Annotated in this window: 26 protein-coding genes and 1 tRNA gene; 10 read left to right on the top strand and 17 right to left on the bottom strand. The window is 37.7% G+C overall.

The window, feature by feature from the left end; translation table 11 throughout:
• Nucleotides 1-6: 6 nt before the first annotated feature.
• From G5B98_RS00835 to tig, 8 genes are read right to left on the bottom strand one after another with little or no spacing between them, the layout of a single operon-like run.
• Nucleotides 7-735: a TerC family protein gene (locus G5B98_RS00835; RefSeq protein WP_196086896.1), complete on the bottom strand. Its 729-nt coding sequence runs from the start codon at nt 733-735 to the stop codon at nt 7-9.
• Nucleotides 728-1,315, bottom strand: coding sequence for a phosphoribosylglycinamide formyltransferase (gene purN / locus G5B98_RS00830; RefSeq protein WP_196086895.1), 588 nt, complete (start codon nt 1,313-1,315; stop codon nt 728-730). The genes G5B98_RS00835 and purN overlap by 8 nt, the downstream gene beginning before the upstream one ends.
• The gene (locus G5B98_RS00825; protein WP_196086894.1) at nt 1,297-2,700 is read right to left on the bottom strand and encodes an NAD(P)H-hydrate dehydratase; all 1,404 of its coding nucleotides are present in this window, start codon (nt 2,698-2,700) and stop codon (nt 1,297-1,299) included. Before G5B98_RS00825 ends, purN begins: the two co-directional genes overlap by 19 nt.
• A gap of 1 nt (nt 2,701) precedes the next feature.
• Nucleotides 2,702-4,207 (bottom strand): YifB family Mg chelatase-like AAA ATPase, encoded by a 1,506-nt coding sequence (locus tag G5B98_RS00820; RefSeq protein ID WP_196086893.1) that lies wholly within the window; start codon nt 4,205-4,207, stop codon nt 2,702-2,704.
• Nucleotides 4,204-4,722, bottom strand: coding sequence for a peptide deformylase (gene def, locus G5B98_RS00815; RefSeq protein WP_103604738.1), 519 nt, complete (start codon nt 4,720-4,722; stop codon nt 4,204-4,206). The genes G5B98_RS00820 and def overlap by 4 nt, the downstream gene beginning before the upstream one ends.
• A gap of 14 nt (nt 4,723-4,736) precedes the next feature.
• A complete protein-coding gene (locus G5B98_RS00810) occupies nt 4,737-5,759 on the bottom strand; it encodes a GGDEF domain-containing protein (RefSeq protein ID WP_196086892.1) in 1,023 nt (340 codons plus the stop codon).
• Between the two features lie 8 nt (nt 5,760-5,767).
• Entirely contained in the window at nt 5,768-6,358 is a 591-nt protein-coding gene (gene clpP, locus G5B98_RS00805; protein WP_054196008.1) for an ATP-dependent Clp endopeptidase proteolytic subunit ClpP, read from the bottom strand.
• Nucleotides 6,358-7,689 (bottom strand): trigger factor, encoded by a 1,332-nt coding sequence (gene tig, locus G5B98_RS00800; protein ID WP_196086891.1) that lies wholly within the window; start codon nt 7,687-7,689, stop codon nt 6,358-6,360. Before tig ends, clpP begins: the two co-directional genes overlap by 1 nt.
• 137 nt (nt 7,690-7,826) lie before the next feature.
• Here tig and folE point away from each other — a divergent pair, with 137 nt between their 5' ends.
• Both folE and fliI read left to right on the top strand, forming a co-directional pair.
• Nucleotides 7,827-8,399, top strand: a complete 573-nt coding sequence (gene folE / locus G5B98_RS00795; protein ID WP_196086890.1) for a GTP cyclohydrolase I FolE — start codon at nt 7,827-7,829, stop codon at nt 8,397-8,399.
• A gap of 11 nt (nt 8,400-8,410) precedes the next feature.
• Complete coding sequence (gene fliI, locus G5B98_RS00790; RefSeq protein ID WP_430746731.1) at nt 8,411-9,703, top strand: flagellar protein export ATPase FliI; 1,293 nt, start codon at nt 8,411-8,413, stop codon at nt 9,701-9,703.
• 813 nt (nt 9,704-10,516) lie between these two features.
• Here fliI and G5B98_RS00785 read toward each other — a convergent pair.
• From G5B98_RS00785 to G5B98_RS00765, 5 genes are read right to left on the bottom strand one after another with little or no spacing between them, the layout of a single operon-like run.
• Entirely contained in the window at nt 10,517-12,250 is a 1,734-nt protein-coding gene (locus G5B98_RS00785; RefSeq protein ID WP_107686144.1) for an ATP-binding protein, read from the bottom strand.
• On the bottom strand, nt 12,250-13,926 hold the full coding sequence (locus G5B98_RS00780) for a fatty acid--CoA ligase (RefSeq protein WP_196086888.1): 1,677 nt from the start codon (nt 13,924-13,926) through the stop codon (nt 12,250-12,252). The genes G5B98_RS00785 and G5B98_RS00780 overlap by 1 nt, the downstream gene beginning before the upstream one ends.
• Nucleotides 13,927-13,938: 12 nt before the next feature.
• Nucleotides 13,939-15,162 carry an OmpP1/FadL family transporter gene (locus G5B98_RS00775; protein WP_196086887.1) on the bottom strand — a complete coding sequence of 408 codons (1,224 nt, stop codon included), beginning with the start codon at nt 15,160-15,162 and terminating at the stop codon, nt 13,939-13,941.
• Nucleotides 15,159-16,010 carry a deoxyribonuclease IV gene (nfo, locus tag G5B98_RS00770; protein WP_196086886.1) on the bottom strand — a complete coding sequence of 284 codons (852 nt, stop codon included), beginning with the start codon at nt 16,008-16,010 and terminating at the stop codon, nt 15,159-15,161. The genes G5B98_RS00775 and nfo overlap by 4 nt, the downstream gene beginning before the upstream one ends.
• Nucleotides 16,007-16,477: a hypothetical protein gene (locus G5B98_RS00765; protein WP_196086885.1), complete on the bottom strand. Its 471-nt coding sequence runs from the start codon at nt 16,475-16,477 to the stop codon at nt 16,007-16,009. Before G5B98_RS00765 ends, nfo begins: the two co-directional genes overlap by 4 nt.
• A 68-nt stretch (nt 16,478-16,545) precedes the next feature.
• Here G5B98_RS00765 and G5B98_RS00760 point away from each other — a divergent pair.
• Nucleotides 16,546-16,620: transfer RNA gene (locus tag G5B98_RS00760), tRNA-Glu, on the top strand.
• 83 nt (nt 16,621-16,703) lie between these two features.
• Here the strand turns inward: G5B98_RS00760 and G5B98_RS00755 are convergent.
• Nucleotides 16,704-17,264, bottom strand: coding sequence for a manganese efflux pump MntP (locus tag G5B98_RS00755; RefSeq protein WP_196086884.1), 561 nt, complete (start codon nt 17,262-17,264; stop codon nt 16,704-16,706).
• A gap of 111 nt (nt 17,265-17,375) precedes the next feature.
• On the opposite strand from G5B98_RS00755, the gene G5B98_RS00750 reads away from it, so the two are divergent.
• Together G5B98_RS00750 and G5B98_RS00745 are read left to right on the top strand one after the other, a co-directional pair.
• A complete protein-coding gene (locus G5B98_RS00750; protein WP_196086883.1) occupies nt 17,376-18,125 on the top strand; it encodes a DUF4197 domain-containing protein in 750 nt (249 codons plus the stop codon).
• Entirely contained in the window at nt 18,122-19,003 is an 882-nt protein-coding gene (locus G5B98_RS00745) for a DMT family transporter (protein ID WP_196086882.1), read from the top strand. Before G5B98_RS00750 ends, G5B98_RS00745 begins: the two co-directional genes overlap by 4 nt.
• Here the strand turns inward: G5B98_RS00745 and G5B98_RS00740 are convergent.
• Nucleotides 19,000-19,725, bottom strand: a complete 726-nt coding sequence (locus tag G5B98_RS00740) for a class I SAM-dependent methyltransferase (protein ID WP_196086881.1) — start codon at nt 19,723-19,725, stop codon at nt 19,000-19,002. The genes G5B98_RS00745 and G5B98_RS00740 overlap by 4 nt on opposite strands.
• A gap of 46 nt (nt 19,726-19,771) precedes the next feature.
• Here G5B98_RS00740 and G5B98_RS00735 point away from each other — a divergent pair, with 46 nt between their 5' ends.
• On the top strand, nt 19,772-20,164 hold the full coding sequence (locus G5B98_RS00735) for an acyl-CoA thioesterase (protein WP_103628881.1): 393 nt from the start codon (nt 19,772-19,774) through the stop codon (nt 20,162-20,164).
• Here G5B98_RS00735 and G5B98_RS00730 read toward each other — a convergent pair.
• The gene (locus G5B98_RS00730) at nt 20,155-20,514 is read right to left on the bottom strand and encodes a Fur family transcriptional regulator (protein ID WP_084109795.1); all 360 of its coding nucleotides are present in this window, start codon (nt 20,512-20,514) and stop codon (nt 20,155-20,157) included. The genes G5B98_RS00735 and G5B98_RS00730 overlap by 10 nt on opposite strands.
• Nucleotides 20,515-20,661: 147 nt before the next feature.
• On the opposite strand from G5B98_RS00730, the gene G5B98_RS00725 reads away from it, so the two are divergent.
• Genes G5B98_RS00725 through G5B98_RS00710 form a run of 4 tightly spaced genes read left to right on the top strand, consistent with a single transcriptional unit; the run spans nt 20,662 to nt 24,723 of the window.
• Nucleotides 20,662-21,624 carry a metal ABC transporter solute-binding protein, Zn/Mn family gene (locus G5B98_RS00725; protein ID WP_196086880.1) on the top strand — a complete coding sequence of 321 codons (963 nt, stop codon included), beginning with the start codon at nt 20,662-20,664 and terminating at the stop codon, nt 21,622-21,624.
• 3 nt (nt 21,625-21,627) lie between these two features.
• The gene (locus G5B98_RS00720; RefSeq protein WP_196086879.1) at nt 21,628-23,133 is read left to right on the top strand and encodes a nickel/cobalt transporter; all 1,506 of its coding nucleotides are present in this window, start codon (nt 21,628-21,630) and stop codon (nt 23,131-23,133) included.
• Complete coding sequence (locus tag G5B98_RS00715; RefSeq protein ID WP_196086878.1) at nt 23,130-23,915, top strand: metal ABC transporter ATP-binding protein; 786 nt, start codon at nt 23,130-23,132, stop codon at nt 23,913-23,915. Before G5B98_RS00720 ends, G5B98_RS00715 begins: the two co-directional genes overlap by 4 nt.
• Nucleotide 23,916: 1 nt before the next feature.
• Nucleotides 23,917-24,723: a metal ABC transporter permease gene (locus G5B98_RS00710; protein ID WP_196086877.1), complete on the top strand. Its 807-nt coding sequence runs from the start codon at nt 23,917-23,919 to the stop codon at nt 24,721-24,723.
• Here the strand turns inward: G5B98_RS00710 and G5B98_RS00705 are convergent.
• A complete protein-coding gene (locus G5B98_RS00705) occupies nt 24,704-26,035 on the bottom strand; it encodes an MATE family efflux transporter (protein ID WP_196086876.1) in 1,332 nt (443 codons plus the stop codon). The genes G5B98_RS00710 and G5B98_RS00705 overlap by 20 nt on opposite strands.
• Nucleotides 26,036-26,084: the final 49 nt, after the last annotated feature.

Raw genomic sequence — 26,084 nt, 5'->3', positions numbered from 1 at the left:
TTTTTATTAGTGCAACAAACCGTCTTTTTTCTTTTTGGCATATATATTTATACTTTCCACTGCTAATGAAAATGCCATCGCAAAATAGATATATCCCTTTGGAATATGAAAACCTAATCCTTCAGCAACTAGTGTCATACCCACAAGCACCAAAAATGCAAGTGCTAAAATTTTTATAGTCGGATTATTATCTACAAAATTAGAAATACCTTTTGACGCTAGCATCATCACGCCAACTGCTAAAACAACAGCTATGATCATTATCTCTATATGCTCAGCCATTCCAACAGCCGTTATAACGCTATCAAGAGAAAAAACGATATCCAAAACAGCTATCTCGCTTACAATAACCAAGAAATTTGCATGTGATTTTTTACTATTTTTATGCTCTTCGCTTTCGCCAGAAACACTAGAATGTATTTCAAGGGTTGATTTTATAAATAAAAATAGACCGCCTAGTATAAGCACCAAATCTCGGCCGCTTATGCTAAATTCTGCGATAGTAAAAAGTGGCTTCGTAAGCTTCATGATCCAAAACAATGAAAGTAAAAGTAAAATTCTAGTTACCATAGCTAGCCCTAGGCCGACAATCCTACCACTGCCACGCTGCTGCGGAGGTAGTTTACCTACCAAAATAGCGATAAATATAATGTTATCTATGCCTAAAACTATCTCTAAGCCAGTTAACGTAAGTAGCGATATCCACGCTTCTGGCGAACTAAACCATTCAAACATTTGCTTCCTTTATTAAAATTTTTATTATGCTATCAGGCAAAATTTCATGCTCTATCGCATGGATTTTGTTCTCCCAATCCTCTAAGCTCATACCATCTTCTCTTTCAAACGCCCTTTGTGCGATGAGTTTACCTCCGTCAAGCTCCTCGCTCACGTAGTGCACGCTAACTCCGCCAAGCATCATCTCGCTCTCAAAGCTCTCTTTTATCGCATGAGCGCCTTTAAAAAGTGGCAGTATAGAAGGATGTAAATTTATGGCTTTTATCTGTGATGTAAAAACAGGAGTTAATATTCTCATAAATCCAGCAAGCACCGTTAGTTCAGCGCCGCTTTTTAAAATTTGCTCCACAACTGCAGCGTCAAATTCTTCTCTATTTGCAAATTTAGCACTCTCTATTATCGTCGTATCAAGCCCAAATTTCTTAGCACGCTCTATACCATATGCACCTGGCTTGTTGCAGATACAAAGGCAAACTTCGATTTTTATGCCATTAAAAATTTGATTATGAACTTTTTTAAGTATCGCTTCTAAATTTGAGCCACTACCGCTAAAAAGTACGGCTATTTTTTTCGTAAGCATTTTACTCCTTTTATAATGTCTGTTGGGCTAAGCGCATAGCTATTTTTTTTGAAATTTTTAAGGCTTAGTGCATGAGCTAGTGTAGCCGAGATAGCAGCATCCAGTGGCTCGTAGCCTTGAGCTAAAAGAGCAAGCACAAGTCCGCTTAGCACGTCACCACTGCCACCTTTTGCAAGTATATTTTTACCATAAGGCATGATATAAATTTGTCCGTCTTTAGCGATTATCGTATTTGCGCCTTTAAGTACTAGCACAGCCTTAAATTTCTCGCTCCAAGATTTAGCATAAGTAAATCTATTTTCTTGTAATGTTTTTACGTCGATATCTGCTATATTACAAAGCTTTAAAAGTGAGCAAAATTCCTTTGGATGGGGCGTTAAAACACAGTTTTCATTTAGTAGATCAAGCACTTTTGCGCTGTAAAAGATATCAGCGTCAAGCACTAGCTTTTTGCTCTTTAAAATTTGTGTATCAAGCTCTTCTATGCCCTTTTTGCCAAGCCCCATGCCAAGGGCTCCAGCGTTCATTTTATCGCTTATCTTACTTGCTTGCATGATCTGCGTTGGTAAATTTAAGTCCTGCTCGCCTATGACGCTAACTAGTCCAGCCCCAAAGGCAAATGCCGCCTTTGCGCAAAGCATGCTAGCTCCTATGCGCTCGCCAGATATGATAAATGCGTGGCCAAAGTCGCCCTTATTTACGCACTGATTTTTTCTATTTGGAAGCACAAGGTCGCGTTTTTCAAGCAAGTGATAGTCGCTTTCGCACTCATAGTTTTGAGCGCTTATGCCAAGAGTAGCGAGCTTTACCTTGCCAACAAAGTCTTTTGCAGCGTCGCTATAAAGCCCAAGCTTTCTAGCTCCCATCGTGATCGTGATGTCTGTTTTTACGCAAGCACCTAGCACCTTGCCATCGCTACTTAGCCCGCTTGGTACATCACAAGCGATGATGTAAGCGAGGCTGGCGTTTATTTTTGAGATGAGCTCTATGTGCTTTTTGTCTAAATTTCTATTTAAGCCAGAGCCAAAAAGTCCGTCTATGACGCATTTCGCACCATTTAAGCTATTTTCTACATCTTTACTCTCACACACGCCAGCAGATTTAGCTCGCTCAAGTTGTTTAATGGCTAGTGGCTTTAAATTCTGACTAGCTAAGATAAATTCGCACTCAAACTCGCCCTCTAACATCCTTAAAGCACAAAGCACATCAGCACCGTTATTCCCACCACCGCAAATGCCAAGCACCCTCTCGCCTTTTTTAAATTTCTTACGGATGAAATTTGCTATGCCAGCGGCAGCGTTTTCCATTAAAATTTCTTCACTGAGGTCAAATTTCTCGCTCGCCCTCTCGTCTAAAATTCTTGTATCTAAATATAAATTTTTCATTCTATGCCCTAAAACTAAGCGCCTCTAAGATGTGGGGCTTTAAAATTTTCTCGCTCTCGTCAAGATCAGCGATGCTTCTAGCCACTCTAAGTGTCCTTTTTATGCCCCTTTGAGAGAGGTTGTATTTCGTGGCTGCCTTTTGTAAAATTTCTCTTGCTTCATTATCTAATAGACAAAATTTTTCTACTTGCGCGTCATTTAGCTTGCCGTTTAGCTCATCTTGATCGCGCTTTTTTTGAAAGATAAAGGCTTTTAAGACCATCTCGCTCATCTGCTGTGAGCTCAAACTCGCCTTATCACTTGGTGAACTCTCGTCCATCGCTACTTTTAGGTCTATGCGGTCAAGCACTGGAGCTGAAATTCTTGATTTGTAGTTTTTTATCTCATTTTCGCTGCATTTGCAGTTTAGATTGCGTGAGAATAAATTTCCACATGGGCAGGGATTTTGAGCGGCTACGAAGATAAATTTAGTCTCGTAAGTCACTTTTGAATTTACCCTTGCGATGTGGATTTGATTGTCCTCTAGTGGCTCTCTAAGGCTTTCTATCACCTGCTTTGCAAAGTGAGGAAACTCATCAAAAAATAGCACTCCGCCATTTGCAAGTGCGATCTCACCAATCTTTGCTACATTTGAGCCTCCTCCAAAGATCGAGCTTTTTGTCGAGGTGTGGTGCGGCGAGCGAAAGGCTCTAGTGCTTGTAAATTCGCTATCTTGCAGGTTTAACGAGCGGTAGGCTGCGGACTTTAGCACCTCTTCTAGGCTTTGTGGCGCCATGATATAGACGAGGCGTTTTGCGCACATGCTCTTGCCGCTGCCTGGGCTACCTTCAAATAAAATATTGTGCATGCCAACAGCTGCGATGACGCAGGCTCTTTTAGCTCTTTCTTGACCCAAAACATCCTTAAAATCAAGCTCGAAGTTTAAATTTGGAACATATCTTTTGCCAGAAATTTCTATAACGTTTGAAAATAGCTCATGCGTGGCGGTAAAACGTATACTTTTTGCAAATTCTGCGTCATTAAAAAACCTAATCGCCTCTTCTAGAGTACTAACCGCATAAATCTCTAAATTTGGGATCATTGAAGCTTTTTGTGCTATCTCTTTTGGCACTAAGACTTTTACGTTTTTTACCTGTGTGCTTAAAAAAAGAAGGATAGAGAATAAATTTGCTGTGCTTTTTACGCTTCCATCAAGCCCAAGCTCGCCAAAAACAAAAATTTTCTCTAGGCTTTTTGCCTTTTGAAGAGCTATAAGAAGAGCGATAGCTAGGTCAAAATGTGAGCCGCTCTTTGGTAGATCTGAAGGGGATAAATTTATGATTATCTTTTGTGCTGGGAAGGAAAAATCAAGCGCTAAAAGTGCTGCCTTTACGCGTTCTGTGCTCTCTTTTATACTTGTGCTTGCAAGCCCAACGATGCTAAAACCAGGAAGCCCACGAGAGAAGATAGACTCAACGTCAATTATCTTTAGCCCATCGCCGTAAGTAGCACATCTTAAAGACTTCATGAAGCTTTTTCTTTTTTTTGCTTTTTGTATTCCTTGTCAAATTTTTTGCGTTTATTAAAGCCGATTTTTTCTATAAAAAGATGTCCATCCAAGTGGTCATTTTCATGCTGGATAGCGATAGCTAAAAGCCCATCAGCCTTTAAGCTTTGCTCTTTGCCAAAACGATCTTGATATTTGATGGCCACAACTTCATTTCTTTTTACATCTTCATAATATCCAGGCACGCTAAGGCAACCCTCTTGATAGATGCATTCTCCTTCGCGTAGTTCAAACTTTGGATTTATGATTTCGATTAAATTTTCTTTATCTTGTACGCCCTCGTCATTGGCTAAATTTATAATAAAAATTCTTTTTGCAACACCTATCTGAATAGCTGCAAGACCGATGCCCTCTTTTGCAATCATCGTATCATACATATCATCAAGTAATTTGTGAAGTTCCTCATCAAAATTTTTAACCTCTTTTGAGACTTCGTAAAGTTTTTTATTTGGATAAGATAAAACCTCTAAGATCAAGCTCAAACTCCTACTTATTCACCTAAAAATATAGGCTGCTCATCATCTTGTGTTAGTATTAGTTGATCTAACGAGTAAGAGATTAATTCTTCAGCACTTCTTGTTTTTGTTATCATGCTTGAAACCACTTGGATATCAAGCTTGCACTCTTCACCATCTATCTTCCAAGGTATAGATGAAAGCATATTTAAAATTCTGCTACCGGCTTGTCTTGTGCCATTTTCATCAGTATATTTCATAACCATAGCAAAACAGCCATCACCGTAATGAGCTACTATATCGCTTCTTCTAGAAGTTCTTAAAAGAAGCTGTGATATAGCTTTATACATATTGTTTCGCTCTTTTAAATTTTTAACACGATTTGTAAATCTATCTTTTGCTCTTACTAGTAAAAACGATGCGTTATAGCCATATCTCTTAACAGCTTCTACTTCACTTTGTACTGTGGCTACTAAAAATTTTTTATTATAAACGTCATATGTCGTATCATAAATCGACTGCTCTTCAATAGATTTAAGCATTTTAGCTACTTCGTCATAGCTTACTTTAATGACATCAAGATGTTTATCCATAAGGCTGTTTAATTTTATTAGGTCATGGTTAAATGCACTTAAAACATTTTGAAGAGCTAGGATATTTGTATTATTTTTGAGTGCATCCATGCGCTTTTGCACTAGGCCTCTCATAATGCCTAAATTTTTATAGATTAGCACCACGGCTTGAAGCATGCTTTTTATCTGGATAAATCCCTGCTTTATCTCTTTTTCAATAGAGATATTACTGCCTGATGGTACTGAGATCTCGGAATTTATGACTATCATATCACCGATCTCTTTTCTAAATTCATCAGGCTGTCCATCAAGCATTTTATCAAAATAAATAGAATAATTATTTGGCGTAGATGGAACATTATCGTCGCTTAATTCATGCAAAACATTTTCTGAAAATTTGTAGATATCTACCTTTTCTTTTTCTAGAATATGTTTTACCTCAACCGCTTTTTTCTTAGGGTCTGGTGCATTATCTATCTTTATCACTTTGGGCCTTATTTAAAACTTTTCTCCAAAATTTTATCAACAAGTCCGTACTCTTTGGCTTCGGCCGAACTCATAAAGAAGTCACGTTCAGTATCTTTTACGATCTTACTTAGCTTTTGACCTGTATTTTTGGCCAAAATTCCATTTAAAATCTCTTTCATACGCAAAATTTCACGAGCTTGTATCTCGATATCAGTCGCTTGTCCTCTAGCACCGCCAAGTGGTTGATGTATCATGATGCGAGAATTTGGCAGTGCATATCTTTTACCTGGTGCGCCACAGCTTAGCAAAAATGCACCCATGCTAGCAGCTTGGCCGATGCAGATCGTACAAACATCTGGTTTTATGTAGTTCATCGTATCATAGATGCTAAAGCCACTTGTTATAACGCCACCTGGTGAGTTTATATATAGATAGATATCTTTATCTGGATCTTCAGCCTCTAAAAATAGAAGCTGGGCGACAATAGAAGCGGCCATGCCGTCCTCTATCTCACCACTTAGCATAACGATCCTGTCTTTTAAAAGACGGGAGTATATATCATAGCTTCGCTCACCTCTACTAGTTCTTTCAACTACGACAGGAACGTAATAGCTCATTACTCGGCCTTCTCTTTTTTACTTGCTTTTTTTTCGTCTTTTTCTTTGTTAAAGAGCTCACCAAATAGCTTCTCTTCGATCATTGACATCTTTATAGCTGGAAGCATGCCTTGGTTGCGGTACATATCAAGGTGTGCTTTTGGATCTTGTCCGCTTCTATACGCCTCAAAATAGATCGCTTGAACAACCTCTTGATCGCTTACTTTTACGCCTCTTACACGAGCTAGTTCATCAATGATGAAAGTTAAACGAACGCTATTTTCAGCGTCTTTTCTAAACTCATCACGTTTTTTAGAAAGAGCATCTTTATCCTCTCTAAATTTTTTCATATCATCTGGAGTAAATGAGCTCCATGCGTTTCTAAACTGCATATCAATCTCTTGCTCGACAATATTTTTTGGCACGTCAAATTTAAATTTCTCAACCGCAGCTTCAGCAAATTTTGGCTTAAGCTCATCATTTATAAGTTTATAAATTTTCTCTTGGCGGATTTGCTCTTTTATACGCTCATCAAGTACCTCTTCAGTTGGTTTTTCTTCATTTGGAAGTAAAGTTTTTAGCATCTCTTCATCTAGTTTTTCAGGAATTTTTTTCTCTTGAATTTCATGAAGTTTGACTTTAAAAACAGCATCTTTGCCAGCTAAATGTGCAGCGCCGTAGTTTTCTGGGAATTTAACCTCGATATCTTTTTCGCCACCAGCTTTTATACCTACCATGCCATCTTCAAAGCCTGGGATAAATTGATTTGAGCCAATCTCAAGCACGTAGTTTTCAGCCTTACCACCATCAAATGCAACGCCATCAACAAAGCCTTCAAAGTCAAATTTAGCAAAATCGCCAACCTTTAGGCCTCTTTTGCCATCAATTTTTTCAAGTGGAGCTATCATTTTTAAAAGTTCAGTTTTTTTCTCATCGATATCTTTTTTCAAAACACGCGGATTTGAAAACTCAGGTATTAAACTCTCATAGCCGCTCACATCGACACTTGGTTTAAATGAAACTGTTAGCTCAACGTCGATCTTGCCATCTTTTCTGTCAAATTTTGAAACGATAGGCTCGCCGATAAGATCATCATTTTTCTTGCCTGCTTGTTTTATAGCCTCATCAACAACATCTCTTAAGACATCTTGTTCAGCATCGTTTGTTAGCTCTTTCTCGTAGCGTTTTAGCACAATAGCAACTGGCACATGGCCTTGTCTAAAGCCGTCTACTTTCATAGTTTTTGCTGCTTTTTTTGCTAGTTTCTCTACGCTAGATTTTATAGCATCTGCACTTATAGTCGTGCTTGCTAAGGTATTTACGCTATCTAGAGCTTTTGTTTTGATTTCCATCTAATTCCTTTATGAATACAAATTTTTAGCCCAAAATATAGCAGAATTTTCCTTATTTCATTGTAAATTTGTAAATTTTTATAGATATAAAAGGCGTTTTAACGTAGAATCTAGCAATAAAATTATGGAGAAAATTTATGCAAGAGAGTTTTGAAAATTCGGTTAAAAACATGCTAACGATTATAGGCGAGGATCCAAACAGAGAGGGGCTTTTAAAAACTCCTGAGCGTGTTTATAAAGCTTTTAAATTTCTAACTAGCGGATATGATGAAGATCCAAAAGAGGTCCTTGGTGACGCACTTTTTACTAGCTCAAATAACGAAATGGTTCTCATGCGAAACATCGAGTTTTACAGCCTTTGCGAGCACCATTTGTTGCCTATTATCGGCCGAGTGCATGTGGCTTACATACCAAATGGCAAGGTCGTTGGCCTTAGTAAAATTCCACGCATGGTAAATATCTACGCAAGACGCCTGCAAATTCAAGAGCAAATGACTGAGCAGATCGCAAAAGCACTTGAGGACGTTATCGCTCCAAAAGGCGTTGGAGTCGTCGTCGAGGCTAGACATATGTGCGTTGAGATGAGAGGTGTGCAAAAGATAAACTCAACCACCACGACCTCAGCACTTAGAGGCTGCTTTATCAAAAACGCAGACACAAGGCGAGAATTTTTCTCACTTATAAACTCTCCTAGGGAAACGCATTTTTGAGCTTAGAGCATATAAATTTAAAGCTTAAAGAGGGTGTGAAACTCTCAAACACCTTTGGCATCATAACCAAAATCACAGCTACAACTATCGAAATCACTGGACTTCGCCCAAGCATCGGGGACATCGTGCGAATAGTCGCAAAAGATAAGAGTAAAAATGGTCTTGGCATGGTTACACAAATAAAGACAGATGGCGCTTATATCAGCCCATTTGGCTTTGTTGAGGGCTTTAGGATAGGCGACTTCGTCTATGAGAGCGATCAGGGCATGAGCATACCTGTGGGGCCAAATTTGCTTGGGCGCGTGGTCGATCCATTTATGAAGCCTATTGATGGCAAAGGAGCGATCGAGACGACTGAATATATGCCGATCATGAGAGCGCCGATAGATGCGATGAAAAGGGGGCTTATAAACGAGCCTTTTAGCGTTGGTATAAAGACGATAGATGGACTGCTTACTTGTGGCAAGGGGCAAAAGCTGGGAATTTTTGCAGGTTCAGGTGTGGGCAAATCAACTCTTATGGGTATGATCGTAAAAAACACACTAGCTCCCATAAAAGTAGTCGCGCTAATAGGCGAGCGTGGCCGTGAGGTGCCCGAATTTATCGAAAAAAATCTGGGCGGCGACCTGGAGGGTACAGTCATCATTGTAGCGACCAGCGATGATAGCTCGCTCATGCGAAAATATGGTGCCTTTTGTGCGATGAGCGTGGCTGAGTACTTCAAACAGCAAGGCAACGATGTACTTTTCATCATGGATAGCGTCACGCGTTTTGCAATGGCACAGCGTGAGATCGGCCTTGCACTTGGCGAGCCGCCTACATCAAAAGGCTATCCGCCAAGCTCACTCACACTTTTACCTCAGCTAATGGAGCGCGCTGGCAAAGAGGAGGGCAAAGGCAGTATCACGGCATTTTTCACCGTGCTAGTCGAAGGCGATGACATGAGCGATCCGATAGCTGACCAAAGCCGCTCTATCCTAGACGGCCACATCGTGCTAAGCCGGGAGCTAACAGACTTTGGAATTTACCCACCCATCAATATCCAAAACTCGGCCTCACGTGTCATGGGCGATGTGATCAGCAAAGAGCATAAGCTAAATGCGATGAAATTTAAGCGTCTTTACTCGCTTTTAAAAGAAAACGAAGTCTTGCTTCGTATCGGTGCTTATCAAAAGGGTAGCGACAAGGAGCTTGACCTTGCGATCTCAAAGAAAGAATTTATGGAGAACTTCTTAAAACAAAGCTCAGAAGAAGCCTTTGCACTTGAAGAGGTCGAAGAGTTGCTCGATAAGATCAATCAGTAGATTTCTAAAATTTGCAAGCCTTTTGACAAATTTTGCTACTAAAATTTTTATAGCTTCTCGAGTCTTGCCAAAAATATAATCAATTTTTTATACTAATTGCTAAAGTGATCACGCATTACTTCTTTACTTCTGATGTAAAAATTGCGCTCAAAGACTTATAAATTTATATTTTCTCATCTCTTTTTTAATTTCAAAAAGCGCTGCCACAAACATCATGAAAGAGAATTTGAAATTTATGAGACTTTTTATTTTAGACTTCGTGAGACGGCTATATTTGTGTTACGCAAAATAACAAAGTGTTAAGAAAGCTCTTTTTAAAGCACCAAATATGCAAATATACATTCCAAGCAGCGGTCATGGAGTGGATAAACTCCAAAAATTTAGGATTTTTTGATAAAAATTACTTATTTGCAAACTCTGCAGTAGTGAATTTGAGACAGGCGAACAAGCTAAATTTATACTAAGTAGCTAATACTGATGTCTGTCTTGCTGTAAATTTCGGCAGCAATCATGGCGTAAATTTAACTATGAAAGCAAAATTTTACTTTTAGATCGTAATCTCTGACACTTTAAACTTCGCCTCGTGGCGCAAAACATATGTTGCATGAGATAGTAAAATTTGGAATAGATTAAGAGCCAAAACCTATTTTTCTCATCAAAGCTTAAGTTTAACTCACACTTTCCATGACTTTGGTGACGGCAAATGCATGAATTCTAATTAGGTAAAAGTAGGTTTCCCACCAATGTCAGAGGCTCTTGCTATTTTTATATTTGTTTAAATTTATATAAACAATGAAATCAAGAGAGAAAGGCTTAAGAGCCAAATCCCATCTTTTTATCCTCGCCAAAGCTTGAGTTTAGCTCGCGCTCTATCGTCGTTTTAAAGTCCTCAAAGGTAAAAATCCCATCATCTTTTATAGCGACTTTTAAAGCGGTATTTTTTAGTGCAAGGACGATCTGCGCACCACTTAGGTTAAACTCAGCCAGCCTTTCTACACTAAAGCCATCTTCAAAGCTCGCATTTTCAGGCAAAATTTTACGCCAAATAGCAAGCCTGCCGTTAAAATCAGGCTTTTTAAACTCGATCTTATAGTCAAACCTTCTAGAAAACGCAACATCAAGGCTTTGCAAGAAATTTGTCGTAGCAATCAGCACACCCTCAAAGCGTTCGATCTGCTCTAAAAAGATATTTTGCATTTGATTATGCATCTTTTCAGCCCCACTTGAGCTCTCCACTCTCGTGCTTAAAAACTGATCGGCTTCATTTAGTAAAAGCACCGGCTCACTGCCACTTTTTTTGCAAATTTCTTTGTAAGTATCAAAAATTTTCCTTACATTTTGCTCGCTCTCGCCGACATATTTGCTTAAAATTTTTGAGCAGTCAAAGCTTAAAATTTGCTTCTTTAGGCTCTTTGCAAGCCCAACCGCGCTCATCGTCTTACCAGTGCCAGGCTCTCCATAAAAGATGATCTTAGCGTCTATGTTTTTTCTAGTTTTTATGCCCCAGCTGCTAAGTCTAGCGAGCACTTTTTTATCGACTTGCTTTAGTATTGTACTTAAAAGCTGCTTTGTTTTTTCGTTTAGCACGACATCTTCTAGGCTCGTTACTGGCTCTATTAGCTCAAAAATTTCTTGCTCTTTTACTAGGCTTTCGATCTTGATTTTCTTGCTGTTTTTGTCATTTTTTGGGTGCATTATGCTTTGCAAAATTTCTTCGTTTATAAAAAAACTCTTGCTTACGTTGCCATAAGCGTTTAAAACCTCGTCGTAGTCGATTAGTGCGCCCTCGATGAGCCTTGAGCCATCCTCTAAAAGAGTGCGATTTTTGATGCGTTCAAGCTCATCTTTGCTTATTAGCCCAACTAGCGTGTTTAGGTCGCGGCCGTTTTCAAAATCTCCCGCATATTCCTCTTTTAAAAGGGCTAAAAATATGATCTGCTCTTTTTCATCAAGCGAATTTTCTTTAAAAATTTGCTCTATCTTTAGGCTGATCTTGCTTAGTTTTACGCGCTCATTGATTCGCTTTGTAAGCTCAGAAATTTGTTCATTTATGCGCTTTTTTGCATCACTTGAGCCATCGCCAAAAATGGCAGCCTTTGAGTAAAGCTCCACCTTTAAAAACTGATCTTTTAAATACTCCAAATGATCCTCATATGGAGCAAGCTCTGGCAAATTTATATCAGCGTTGCCATCTTCAAGAATTTTTAAAAATGTGGCTGATAGAGAAATTTCAGAATGAAGCAACGAAAGAAGCCCTTGAGCTGAAGCCCTTTGCGTGCTCTCAGGTATTTTAAAAAGACTATAATTTTGTACAATCCAACCGCTATCAAGCAAATTTTTTATAAATTTTAGATACAAAAGCTGCTTATCATTTTGCGTGCCAAAGACTGCTCCAAGTAGCTCAAAAACGCTCATATTAGCTGTTCCTTGCACATAAGCTTTACTTAGATATTTTAAAATTTCTCCCTCTTCATCGCCGCACTTTATCAGCTCGTAAATTTTACTTTTTTTGAGGTCTTGGTTTAAAAAATCAAGCAAGTATTTCACTAAAATTTATCCTTCATCTGCTCTATTTGCTCTTTTAATACACGTTTTAACACCTTGCCAGTGGCATTTCTAGGCAACTCTTCGGCAAAATAGATACTTTTTGGTATCTTGAAATTTGCTAAATTTTTCTTCAAATGCTCTCTTACTGTTTTTTCATCAAGATCCATGCCATCTTTTACCTGAATAAACGCCACAACCTCTTCATCAGCATGTACGTCTTTTACGCCAATTACCGCTGTTGCTTCGACTGCTTCAAGTTTGTAAATAACCTCTTCGATCTCACGTGGATAGATGTTAATGCCCTTTGATATGATGAGGTCTTTTTTACGATCAACGATATAGATAAAGCCCTCTTCATCGACCTTGCCAAGATCTCCGGTCTTTAACCAGCCGTTTATTATGGTCTCATCAGTGATGCTTGGCATACCATAGTAGCCTTGCATGACGCAGTCGCCCTTTACAATGATCTCGCCGATCTGGCCAACTGGAAGCTCCATCATCTCATCATTTACGATCTTTACCTCATAGCCATCAAGCGCAGGCCCTACACTTAAAAGCTTTTGTTTATCATATAAATTTGCAGCTACGACAGGTGAGCATTCGCTAAGGCCATATCCCTCGACAAGTGTTGCACGTGGAAATTTCACCCTAAAGTCATCTATCGTCTGCTTTGCAAGCGGAGCCGCACCGCTTACAAATAATCTAATGCGGTTAAACCATCTAAAATACCAAGGAATTTTTGCTTTACCAATAGCTGTATAGATGGCTGGAATTCCTAAAAATACAGTTACACGCTTTAGCAAAGTTTGTTTTAGTACATTTGAAAATGGAAATACTGATTTTACAAGAACCATCGAAGCGCTCGCGAATATCGGAAGCAACACCATTGCAGTTAGTGTAAAACTATGAAACATCGGTAAAAAGACTATGAAACGATCGCTTTTTTTCACTATAAAACGATCATGGGCTCCAATTAAATTTGAAAAGATATTTTTATAGCTTATCATCGCACCTTTTGGCTTGCCAGTAGTGCCTGAAGTATAAATTATATGCATTAAATCATCTATTACCGGATACTTTGTGATACTAAGAGCGTATTTGTGATTTAGAGTTTCTGTAAAATTTACATTTTTAACAAGGCCATTATTTTCATAGCCCTTGCTCATATCCTCTTTTGAAATTTGAGGCGTTGAAGTGAGATATGCACTCTCGCCATACTCTTCGTCAGTGTCTATATATTCATCCTTTGAGGCACTTTGAAGTTTCTTTGGTATTGCTCCGATCCAGATTATCTTTCTTAAAATTTCAAGCTCATTTAATGCGATTAACTCTTTTGCAAGCGAGCTAGACGCAAAAAGCACCTTTGCACCGCAATCATTTATGATATATTCAAACTCGTTTGCTTTTAAAAAAGTATTCATAGGCACTGCGATACCGCCTATTGCAGTTATCGCAAGGTATGAGATGATAAATTCTTTTGAGTTTGTAACCGCCATAGCTACTTTATCGCCAAATTTTACTCCAGCAAGTTGCAAATAAGCTGCCACTTTATCGACATTTTGCTTTAATTCGCGATATTTTAGCTTCTCTTTTTCTTCAAAAAGAACTACTTGATTTGGATTTTCCTTTGCTACTTTGGTTAAAATTTCATAAAAATTATTATAAGAGTATCGCATTATTGACCCTAACTAAAATGTATATTTAAAAGTCGTACCAAGGATTTGGATCGTACCAGTATCAAATTCCCCTGACATTTTTCCAGTATCTGATGAAATGCCTGTCGCACGCTTCTTATCACGGTGTTGATAAACATATCCAAGTGCCATTTCAAGATTTGGCGTAAATTTATAATTTACTCCAAAAGAATATACCTTAGATGTAGTATTTGGAAGCTCTAAGCCAGTATGCTTGCTACTTGTAATGTCCTCATCATAAGCAAAGCCAGCCATTAGCCTAAATTTTTCATTTACATCATAGGCAAGACCTAGTCTATATGTATTTGTATCTTTTGCATTTTTTATGACTGGGTCGTCCATGAATATTGCAAAAGCTGGATGCGAGTGAGCTGGACCTTTATCCATGTATTCAAAGTCATAGCCTTTAAATTTAGACCAATACGTCCTCTCAAAAGCTAGTAAAAGAGTAAAGTCGCTAAATTTATATCCAGTTGCAAGTACAAGCTGAGCAGGAAGTGGGATCTCGACTTTTGTTTTGCCATGATAGCTTATAGGTAGGTTATAAAAATCAGCATCTGTATGGCCTTTAAGCTCTAAATTTACATTTGAGCGGTAAGTAACGGCAAAGCTTAAATCCTCAATAGGCCTATAAGTAAGCGCAACATTATAGCCATAGCCCATACCATCGCCTTTTATCTCTCTGTAGCCTATTCGTCCAAAGTCACTTGCTATCTTACCTTTACTATAAACGCCTCTAGCACCAAGAGCAACGGCAAGTTTATCATTTATGCGGTAAGCCACGGTTGGATTTAGCTCAACAACTTGCAGCTTAAACCTTTTAGCGGTAAATGCAGTAGCTGGATCCTCCCATGATACACCAACAGCAGCAGGAACGGCAAGGGCTAAACCAAATTTCCAGTTTTCATAAATTTCTGGCGTTACAAAACTAAATGTACCAGCTAGTGAGTCAAATTTTTCTGACCTATAGCTTTTGCCACTATCACTTTTAAACTCAAGCTTATTTATATGAAACCAGCCAAGGGTACTTTCTATGTGATGGCGTCCATCTAAAAACATCATATTTGCAGGGTTAAAATACGCCGCATCAGCTCCAAAACTAAAGGCCACGTTACTAGCAGCAAGGCCTAAAGAATCAGCGCTTTGCTCAGGAATCTTATAACCTCCAGCATTTAGCAAGGTAGATGCCATAATAATGCTTAATAGCACTTTTTTCATAGTTTTTCCTTTTCGAAATTTCTTAAAATTTTTATCTCGTTTTCCCAAATACTCTCGTCAATCGTCTCTAATATTAAAGGAATTTCGCCTATTTTATCATCATTTATTATATTTTTAAAAGCACTAAATCCAAGCTCGCCTTTGCCAAGACTCTCATGTCTATCTTTTTTTGAACCAAGTCCAAATTTTGCATCATTTAAATGCATACCGGATAAAAATTTATAGCCGATGATCGCATCAAATTCTCCCATGGTTTTAGCATAAGCATCTTTGTTTCTTAGATCATATCCAGCAGCAAATGCGTGACAGGTATCAAAACAAACACCAACCCTACTCTCATCATCTGCTCGCTCTATCAAATAAGCAAGCTGCTTAAAACTAGAGCCTAAATTTGAGCCTTGTGCAGCTGTATTTTCGATGACTAGCTTTACACCGCTTGTGCGTTTAAGTGCCACGTTCATGCAGTTTGCGATATTATCTAAGCACTCTTTTTCGCTTATTTGTTTTAGATGTGAGCCTGGATGAAAATTTAAAAGCTCTAGCCCAAGCTTACTGGCGCGATCTATCTCATCCACAAAGGCTTCAAGCGACTTTGCTCTTGCCTCCTCATCTGGATGGCCTAAATTTATCAAGTAACTACTGTGTGGCAAAACATGCTTTGTGTTTATGCCAGAAATTTTTAGATTTTCTTTAAACTGCTCTATTTCACTAGCGCTTAGCTCTTTTGCATTCCACTGCCGTTGATTTTTTGTAAAAAGCGCAAAGGCATTTGCTCCTATTTTTGCAGCATTTAAAGGTGCATTAAACACGCCCCCAGCCGCACTTACGTGAGCTCCGATGTATCTCATTTTAACTCTTTTATTATCACTCTTATTTTGTTTTTGCTATCTACAAATTTGACGTAGTTATCACAAACCTCGTATTTTATAAAATATGAACTTAGATCTTGACTAAAACCACACTCCGTATTTATCAAGCCTTTGCCATCATAAATCTTTTCTCTTTGCAAAATTTCCTCAAAAAGGCTCTCGTAGTGCGGAGTTAGAAAAAATTTCTCATTAAACTCAGTCTTGTTAAAGCAAGCACTATTTACGCAAATTTTATCTCTTATGCTTATATTTGCGGTGTTTACGCCAGAACTATAAATTTGCAAATTTAGCTCATTTTTATATTTATGGAAAAATCCAACGTCATTTATCTTGATCATCGGAGAAAATAAAGTAACTTGAAAAGCTTGTGAATTTTGCGGCGTTTTGGTAGCCACGCAACCTGTAAAAATAAAAACAGACAACAAAATAAATAAAATTTTTTTCAAAAATTTTTCCTTATTAAACTAAAATTAAGTATAAAAGAAATATAATCCCAACTTCATAACCGACATGTGGCCCATTCGTCTAGCGGTTAGGACATCGCCCTTTCACGGCGGTAACACGAGTTCGAGTCTCGTATGGGTCACCACTTCTAAAAATCAAAATCTTATCCATATAAGCTTTAAAATATAGTTAATCTTAAATATTATTTTTAATTGTTATTTTAAATTTTTATTGAACCGCGCCGCTTCCAATTAAATGCGTTATTAAAATTTTAAAACCTAGAAAAATTAATATCGCTCCTCCCAAAAAGAGCGCCTTTTTTTCTAAAATTTCACCCATAAATTTACCTATATAAAAAGCAATCAAACTTAATGCAAAGCAGACTATACCGATGATGAGCGAGCTTTGAAAGATATTTATCTCTTCAAAGCTAAGTGTGACGCCAACGGCAAGAGCATCCACACTAGTAGCAAACGCCCCATACAAAATGGTCTTAAATCCTATCTTAAGATACTCACACTCCTCTTTGCTACAGGCCTCTTTAAACATTCTAAAACCAAGAAAACAAAGTATAAAAAATGCGATGAAATGATCAACCGAGCTTATAAATTTTGCAAAACTAACACCTAAAAGATAACCAAGAAGCGGCATAAGAAACTGAAAAGAGCCAAGCATAAAAGCAATAAATAAAATTTTATTAAGAGCTAAATTTTTATACCTTGCGCCATTTGCCATATTTAGTGCCGCACTATCCATACTAAGAGCGAAGCTAAGAAGTAAAAGTTGCATAATCTCCCTTTAGAAAAAAAGGGTGAATTCTAGTGCAAAAAGATTAAATTTATTTTAAGTGTTTAGATATTTTTTGTATGATTTTGCTCTAAATTTTAAAAAGGAGAGAAGATGAAAAGATCTCTTGTTATTCTTTATGGCGCGCTTGCTTTAAATTTACAAGCCGCGAGCATGGACGATATGATAAACAAAGGCGTTAAAATCGCCACTCACGCATCAAGTGGAGATTACAAAAGCCTAGTTAGCGAGGCACTAAATGCCGCTGTTAGCGAGCTTTCAAAAGAGGGCTTTATAAACAATGCCACAGCTAAAATCCCACTTCCAAAAAGCCTTGAAATGGCGTCAAATTTAGCCAAAAAAGTAGGTGGCGAGAAGTGGGCGCAGGATCTTAGCAAGTCGATAAACAATGCCGCGACCACAGCCGTACCAAAGGCTGCTGAAATTTTTAGCGAGAGCATAAAAAATATGAGCGAGGCAGATGTCAAAAAGCTCTTTAATGGCGGCAGTGACAGCGTTACGAAATATTTGCAGCAAAGCTCCAGCCAAAAGCTAAAGGCGGCATTTGCGCCGATAATTGAAAAAATGATGAGTGATAATAGCTTTGCAACTGCCTATAATGGGCTAAATTCTTTCATCGTCGGCTCAGCAAAAAATAATGAAACTATAAAATCGGTAAAGAGCCTAGCTAAAAATTTAGGCGCTAGCGAATACGTGCCAGATGACGGCGAGGATCTAAACGCATACATCACAAGAAAGACGCTAGATGGGCTATTTAACGTGATGAGTGAAAAGGAAAAGGGGCTAAGAAGCGGCTTTAGCCTAGATAGCGGCAAAAAGGTACTTGACTCGATCCTTAAATGAAAAATTTAAGCATACAAAACAGAGCCGACATCGCACTCATCGTAGTTGCCATCGTTTGGGGCGCTACGTTTTTACCTATGGCAAATGCACTAAAAACAAATAGTGTCTTTGTTATGCTCTTTTGTAGATTTTTTATTTCCGCTATCTTTATGGGGCTTATAGCATTTAAATTTTCTAAAATTTTTGATAAGAAAAGTGTAGTTTATGGCACTATCCTTGGCGTAGTTCTCTTTGGCTCATTTGTTGCTCAAACTTACGCTCTAAAGCTTACTTTTAGCTCAAGTGTTGCCTTTATTACAGGGCTTGAGTGTGTGATCGTGCCTTTTATGACAGCACTCATTTTTAAAAATAAAATAACCATTTTTGCTATTTTTGGTGCACTTATTGCTATTTTTGGGCTTTGGCTCTTAAGTGGAGCCACTCTTGCCTTAGGAGCTGGCGAGGCACTTGCCCTACTTTGTGCCATATTTTATGCACTTTACACGAGCTTAAATGGCCACTTTGTAAGAAAATGTGAGCTTTATCTACTCGTATTTGTGGTATTTCTTACAGTCTCTTTACTCTCATTTGTCTTTGCATTTATTGAAGGTAGTGTGGTGCCAAATTACGATAGGGAATTTTTTATAGCAATTTTTATCACTGCATTTATTGGCACCATTTTTTGCTACTTTGTACAAACCATCGCTCAAAGATATACAACAGCCAGCAAAGCAGCTTTATTTTTCTGTCTTGAGCCAGTTTCTGCTGGATTTATCGGCTATTTTTTCGCTGGTGAAAAGCTAACACTCATACAAATTTTTGGTGCAATCTTAATAATCTTTGGAGTTATTTTTAGCGAATTTGGTAAAAAATTTTTCTCTAGATCAAAACTAGCTTAAAAAATAAAAAGCTTCATCTGCGACTCTATCTTTTCATCTATAAACTCGCCGTCAAATTTCTCTTTTAACATCACTAAAACCGCTTTTTCATCATAGTTTTTAGCTCCGTTTATCTCAAGGTGCCAGCAGATATTCTCAGCAGCTTCTTGCACACTTCGTCTAGCGATCCTTGTTTCATTTAAAATTTCACTCTTATAAGCTATACTTTGCTCATTTAGCCACGCTTCAAGCCTATTTACGACGTTTTTTTGTGAGAGAGTTCGTCCGAATTTTTTAAAAAATGGCTCAATCAAATCAGAGCTTCTAGGCTTATCCCAGCCAAGATAGAGTTTTTGTTTTGCGATATTATGAAATTTAGCGAAATCTTCATCGCTAGCAATCGCTGGACTCATCGTGCAAATTGCGATATCAAAGTGCTTTGCGGGCTTAAATTCTCTCCAAGAGCAAACCTCACTAGTTAAATTTGTCACGCCAAATCTTTTGGCATCTTCATTTAAAATTTCTATCATTTTCTCTGAGCTATCAATGCCAGTTATATTTTTTGCAGTTTTTGACAAAAATATCGTCCAAACACCGGTACCACAGCCTATATCGAGAATTTCTTTACCGCTAAAATCAACTCCCCAAGCTAAGGCTTTAGCAAAAATTTGTTGCTGGATAGCACCTACTTTGCCATCAAACCTTTGATAATTTGACGCCTTCTTATCCCATAAATTTTGCATTTTAGCTCCTTATTTTTGGTTATAATTCTAGCAAAAAAGGCCAGAAATGAAAGATTTTATCTACAAAGTAATAATCCCACCACAAGCCATTGATATGCACGGACACATGAATAATGTCTATTATTTCACTCTTATGCAAGAGGCTGCATTTGCGCACTCTGCCGCGGTTGGCGATACGGTCGAGGCGCAGTATAAAAGAGGCGAGATCTGGCTCATTAGAAAAAATGAAGCCAAATATATAAAAAGCGCAAAATTAATGGATGAGATAGAAATTTACACTTACACACAAGCTGAAGGCAAGGCGACTTCTTGTAGATATTTTGAGTTTAAAAAAGATGACGAGCTAATAGCAACTGGCAAGACCGAGTTTGTCTATATTGATCTAAAAACAAATCGCCCAAAAGCCATTCCAGCTGAGATCATCGCTCTTTACTCGTGATCACACTCATCACAAACGCCTTTTATCACGGCACTTTTTATATTTTTAGCGACGTTTAGATGAGGCATATCGATGTTTGTGACTTTATGACAGACATCGCAGATAAAGTACGCTTTTGCCTCATTTGCTAGTTCGTAGTAGCTTTTATGATTATTTTCAGTTTTTATGACAAGGCCCTTTTTTTCAAAAATTTCTATACTTCTATAAAAAGTAGTTTTATTTGCATTAAGGCTTTCTAAAATTTCATCATAGCTTAATGGAGTTTTGGCATTTTGCAAAATTTCAACGAGCTTTATGCGAAAAGTAGTTGCTTTGATACTATGCTCTTCTAAGAAATTTCTTGCATTCATCCTTACCCTTTTTATTTTTTGTATATTAACGCTAAAAGTTTTAAATTTCATTTAAAAAGCACTATATTTAGGCTTTTGTTCTTTAAGTTGCAACCAAGTTGCAATCTGCTAAACTTCCGCAATATTTTTTCAAATAAAGGAGAGATGGTGAGAAAGATTTTTGTTTTTTTAGCAGTTTGCGCTTTGTCGCTTTTTGCAAAGCCAGTTGTTACGACTAGTATATTGCCTACAAAATTTTTTGTTGAGCAAATCGCAGGTGATACACTAAGCGTAAATACAATGGTTGGCAAAGGTGCTGATCCGCACACTTATGAGCCAAAGCCAAAACAGATGAAGGAGCTTGAAAAGAGCGAGCTTTACTTTGCTATTGGCATTGAGTTTGAAGATACTTGGCTAGAGCGTTTTTCAAAATCTTTTAAAAATTTACACATTGTAAAAACACAAGAAGGTATCGAAAAGATCGCTATGAGCGATGAACATGAGCATCATGAACACCATGAACACCATGAACATCATGAACATCATGAACATCATGAGCACAAGCATGAGGGTGAGCATAAACATGAGCATCACGAGCACCATGACCATGACCACGAAGCTGGCGAGCATCATCACCATCATCATGACGGCCTTGATCCACACATTTGGCTTGATCCGGTTTTAGTAAAAACTCAAGCTGATAATATAGCTAAGGCGCTAATAGAGAAATTCCCGCAAAATGCAAAGCTTTATGAGGAAAATTTAGCTAAATTTAAAGCCAGCCTTGACGAGCTTGATAGTTTTATCAAAAATACTCTAAAAGATGTGAAAACTCGCGAATTTATCGTATATCACCCATCTTGGGGATATTTTGCAAAACGTTATAATTTAGAGCAAATTGCCATCGAGGTAGAGGGCAAAGAGCCAAAGCCAGCTGAGCTAAAAGAGCTCATCGAAGAAGCTAAAGAGCACGGTGTAAAAGTCATTTTCGTTGCTCCTCAGTTTCCAACAAAGGCTGCAAATTTAGTAGCAAAAGAGACTGGCTCAAAGGTCATAAGCATTGATCAGCTCCCAGAAAATTGGCTAGATGAGATGAAAAAAACAGCAGAAATTTTTGCTAAGAGTCTATAAAAAATGTTAGCACGCCTGATTGTCATTTGCTTCTTTGCTATAAATGCCTTCGGGTGTGCTCTTTGCTCGCTTTATAGCCCGACCGCTCACGTGAGCGTAAAATTTGACTCAAACGAAAACAATATCACTACAATTGCTTTTTCGTGGACATTTTCGCAAAATTTCTCAGAGCTTATGAGGCAAAATTTTGACCTAAATCAGGATGAAAAGATAGATGAAAGCGAGATCAAAAAGATCCGCTTAAATTTACTTGATTATCTTGTGCCAAGGCATTATTTAACGAATATTGAGTACTTTTACAAAGATGAAAATGCTACAAAACTTGAGCTAAATTTAAAAAAGTATAAACTCTATTTTGATGAGGGCAGACTAAAATTTGATGTTAGTTTTAAGACAAATTTGCTTATCAAAGATGGCTTTGTGGTGTCTGTCGAAATGGACGATAAAGAGGGATATTTTAATTTTAAATTTACACAAAATAACGCGTTTTTGGTATCAGACCAGTTTTGGACGATACCAAATCCAAATGCAAATTTAATATTTTTTACATTTTCAAGTAAAGCTGCAGCCAAAGCTCATAACGAAAAGCCTGTATTAAAAGAGCTTCTAAAAGAGCCAAACTCAGTAAATTTTGAAGATGAAAATTTAAGCCAGATCGATAAAATCGATGAAGCTAAGTTTGATCTTGTTTCAAAAACAAGTCTAAGCATGCTTGATAGATTAAAGCAAATTCTAAGAAATTTTGATCAAAAAAGTCCGCTAACTCTGCTATTTTTAGCGCTCATATCATTTGGTTATGGCTTTTTGCACGCTGCATCTGCGGGACATGGCAAGGTGCTTACAAGCTCCTATTTTGCCGCAACTGGTGGAAGCTACGCCAAAGCCTTTTTCTTCTCTTTAAAGATCGGATTTTTACATGTTGTGGGTGCTTTTATCTTTGTGCTTGCTAGTTTTATGATACTACGTGAGATCAGTAGCGATCTGACAAAAGATACAGCAAGCGTTACGACAGCATTTTCTGGCATTATTATCTTTTTTGTAGCGATTTTTATGCTTTATAAAAAGGTCAAAATTTATCTTTCAAGCAAAAAAGAGTTAAATAAATTTTATATTTTTAGCTCAAGTTTAAGCCAAAATTTGAGTAAAAATACAAAATTTACTAGCGACTGTGGCTGTAATATCTGTACTACAAAAAAACCAAAAAACAAAGAAGAATGGCTGGTTGCAGCTGCTGCGGCACTTATTCCTTGTCCTGGCACGATACTTGTCTTTGTGCTAGCAAATGAGCTAGGCAGCTACTTTGCAGGCGTTATAAGTGGCCTATTTATGGCGCTTGGCATGAGCGCAGTGATATTTTTAGCGGCTGTTTTTGGAGCCAAGATAAATGAGAGCACAAACATTAAGCTAAAAAAGTTTAAAATCTATGCCGAATTTATGGCACTTAGCGTTATGCTTTGGCTTGGACTTTTTATTTTTACTACTACATTTACGCAAAAGAGTCTGTTTTGAAAGAAATTATAAAAATTAGAAATTTAAACTTTAGCTACGATAAGCAAGTGGTTTTAGAAGGTATCAATTTAGATTATAGTAGCGATGAGTTTTTAGCTATCATCGGTCCAAATGGTGGTGGCAAAAGCACACTTTTAAAGCTTATCCTAGGGCTACTCAAGCCTCAAAGTGGTGAGATAAAGCTCTTTGGAAAAGAGCCAAGCGAGGTCAGTAAATTTATAGGCTATGTGCCTCAAAATTTTCTCTCAAATCAAAGCTTTCCGATGATGGTTTTAGAAGTAGTTTTAATGGGGCTAATAGACAAAAAAATTTTTGGTTTTTACTCGCGAGATGAGAAACAAATGGCTCTTGGTGCCCTTGAGAAAGTTGGCATGAAAGAATTTGCAAGCGCTAGAATTGGTGAGCTAAGCGGTGGCCAAAGACAGCGTGTATATATCGCAAGAGCGCTTTGTGCAAATGCAAAGGTCCTCGTTTTAGACGAGCCAACAGCTAGCATCGACACAAAGGGTCAGGCTGAAATTTATGAAATTTTAAAAAATATAAATGTAAGTGGTGTTGGCGTAGTTTTGGTAAGTCACGATCTAAATATCGTGCTAAATTATGCTACAAAAATCGCCTACGTGAGTAAAAATTTACATATTCATAAAACTCATGAAGATACTGCAAAAAGAGAATTTATAGAGCATTTAGCAAAATCTCATAGCCATTTTTGCGACGTCGAGATCGCACTTGGTGAATGTGAGTGCAAAATCAAAAGTAATGTTTTTAAGCTAAAGAAATAAAATGAGTGAAATTTTAGAGTTAAATTTTATGCAAAATGCCTTTATTGCTGGCATTTTAGTTAGTATCATTTGTGGGCTCATAGGCTCGCTCGTTGTTATAAATAAAATGACTTTTATCGCTGGCGGTATCGCGCACGGAGCATATGGCGGCATAGGACTTGCCTTTTTCTTCTCGCTTGAACCACTTCTTGGAGCTAGCATATTTTCACTCTTTTTAGCTCTCGTAATCGCCACTATCACACTAAAAGATAAAACCAACATCGACTCAGTTATCGGCGCTATTTGGGCATTTGGCATGGCTATTGGTATCATTTTTATCGATTTAACTCCGGGATACAATGCCGATCTTATGAATTATCTTTTTGGTTCTATCTTAGCAGTGAGCGGGCAAGATATAACATTTATGAGTATTTTAGATATTTTATTTTTAGCACTCATTGCCCTTTTTTATCGTCAATTTGTAGCTATTAGCTTTGATGCAGAGTTTGCAAAGTTGCGCGGCGTAAATACAACATTTTTTCACTATTTATTAGTGTGCATGATGGCGCTTTGTGTGGTGGCTACGATTCGTGTTGTTGGGCTGATTCTAGTCATCGCTCTTCTTACTATACCGCCATATTTAGCACAAATTTTTGCCAAAAGACTGGGGCTGATGATGCTAATCTCTACTATCTTTTCAGTCGTTTTTTGCTTTAGTGGTCTATTTATTAGCTTTTATTTTAACCTAACAGGCGGAGCTAGCATAATCTTAGTTGCTTCACTTTGCTTTTTTGCTTTTTGTTTTAAATTTAAAAGCTTACGTCAGTAGCCATTCTTAACTGATGAAGCGTCCAAAAGACGAAGCAAATGGCTGTGAGATAGACACTAAAAAATAGAGCCAGCCATATAAATTTTATCTCAAGACCAAAATAGAAAACTACCGCGTAAAAAAGTGATCCTTGAAGTACAAATTGCCTAAATCCATTTAGCAAAAAGATAGCCACTGGACGTTTTATGGCCTGAAGAGTGCTGCCTGAGACATTTATCGTGCCATAAGCTACGTAAGCAAGAGAATTTATACCAAGATAAAGCCCTGCTATCTCCAAAACTGCCGGCGTATCATCAAAAATTCTTATCATATCTTCACCAAAAAATCTAATAAAAACGCAAGCAAATGCACAATAAATAAGTAAAAAAAGAAGCGAAATTTTATAGCATTGTTTAGCTCTTTTAAAATTTTTAGCGCCATAGTTTCTTGAAACGATACTTAAAACTGCTGCAGCCATACCAATGGTCGGTAATACCAAAATTTGCTCTATCCTTAAGGCTATACCGTACCCCGCTACAGCATTTACACCATAGTAGCTTATAAATTTTAAAAGCACAAGTGAGCCAAGCGACATCGATAGATAGTTCAAACAAGCCGGTAGAGCTTGTTTTGTAATCTTTACCCAAATGCTAAAATTTGGCACAAAATAGCTTAAATTTCTTGGCTCGATCATCTTAGCCTTTTTAACTTTTACAAAAAGGTAGATCATGCCCAAAAGCTGAACACTCGCTGTTGCTAGAGCAAGCCCTTTTACACCAAGATCCAAAATGAATGCAAAAAAGTAGCAAAAAAATGCGTTAATAAAAAGGCCATAAAATAGCCAATCGCGGTAACTTTTTGTATCTCCAAGTGCCACAAGCACGCCGTTTAGAGATTTGATAATCAAGAAAAATGGTGCAGCAAGAAAGATAACACCTGCGTAATCAAGCGCCTCTTTTAAATAGTGATGATCAGCTCCTAAAAAAGTGAGTAAATTTGGTGCTAAAAAATAGCCACAAAATCCCATAAAAATAGCAAATACTAGCACAAAGATAACTCCATTTGCCGCATAAAATTTAGCCATTTTTATCTTTCCTGCTCCAAGGCTATTACCTATTAGCGCAGTTAGTGCTGAGCCAAAACCAAGCCCAATGCCTACAATACTTAGATAAAGCAAAAAGCTCATAGCCATACCAGCTACGGCAAGGGTAGAAATTTTTGCTGCAAAAAATGTGCCGGTGACGTTATAAAGAGTATTAAACATCATTGCGGTGCCAGCTGGAAGTGAGAGCGAGATGATGAGCTTGTTTAACGGGTCTTTTAGTAAATCCATGGTTTGATTTTACGTTTTTTATCTTTAAAATTTGTAAAGGATAAAATCA

It is taken from the genome of Campylobacter concisus, assembly GCF_015679985.1.
Lineage (GTDB): Bacteria > Campylobacterota > Campylobacteria > Campylobacterales > Campylobacteraceae > Campylobacter_A > Campylobacter_A concisus_AC.
Note: the sequence above shows the minus strand (reverse complement) of the source record. Positions and strands in the feature narration are given on the sequence as shown.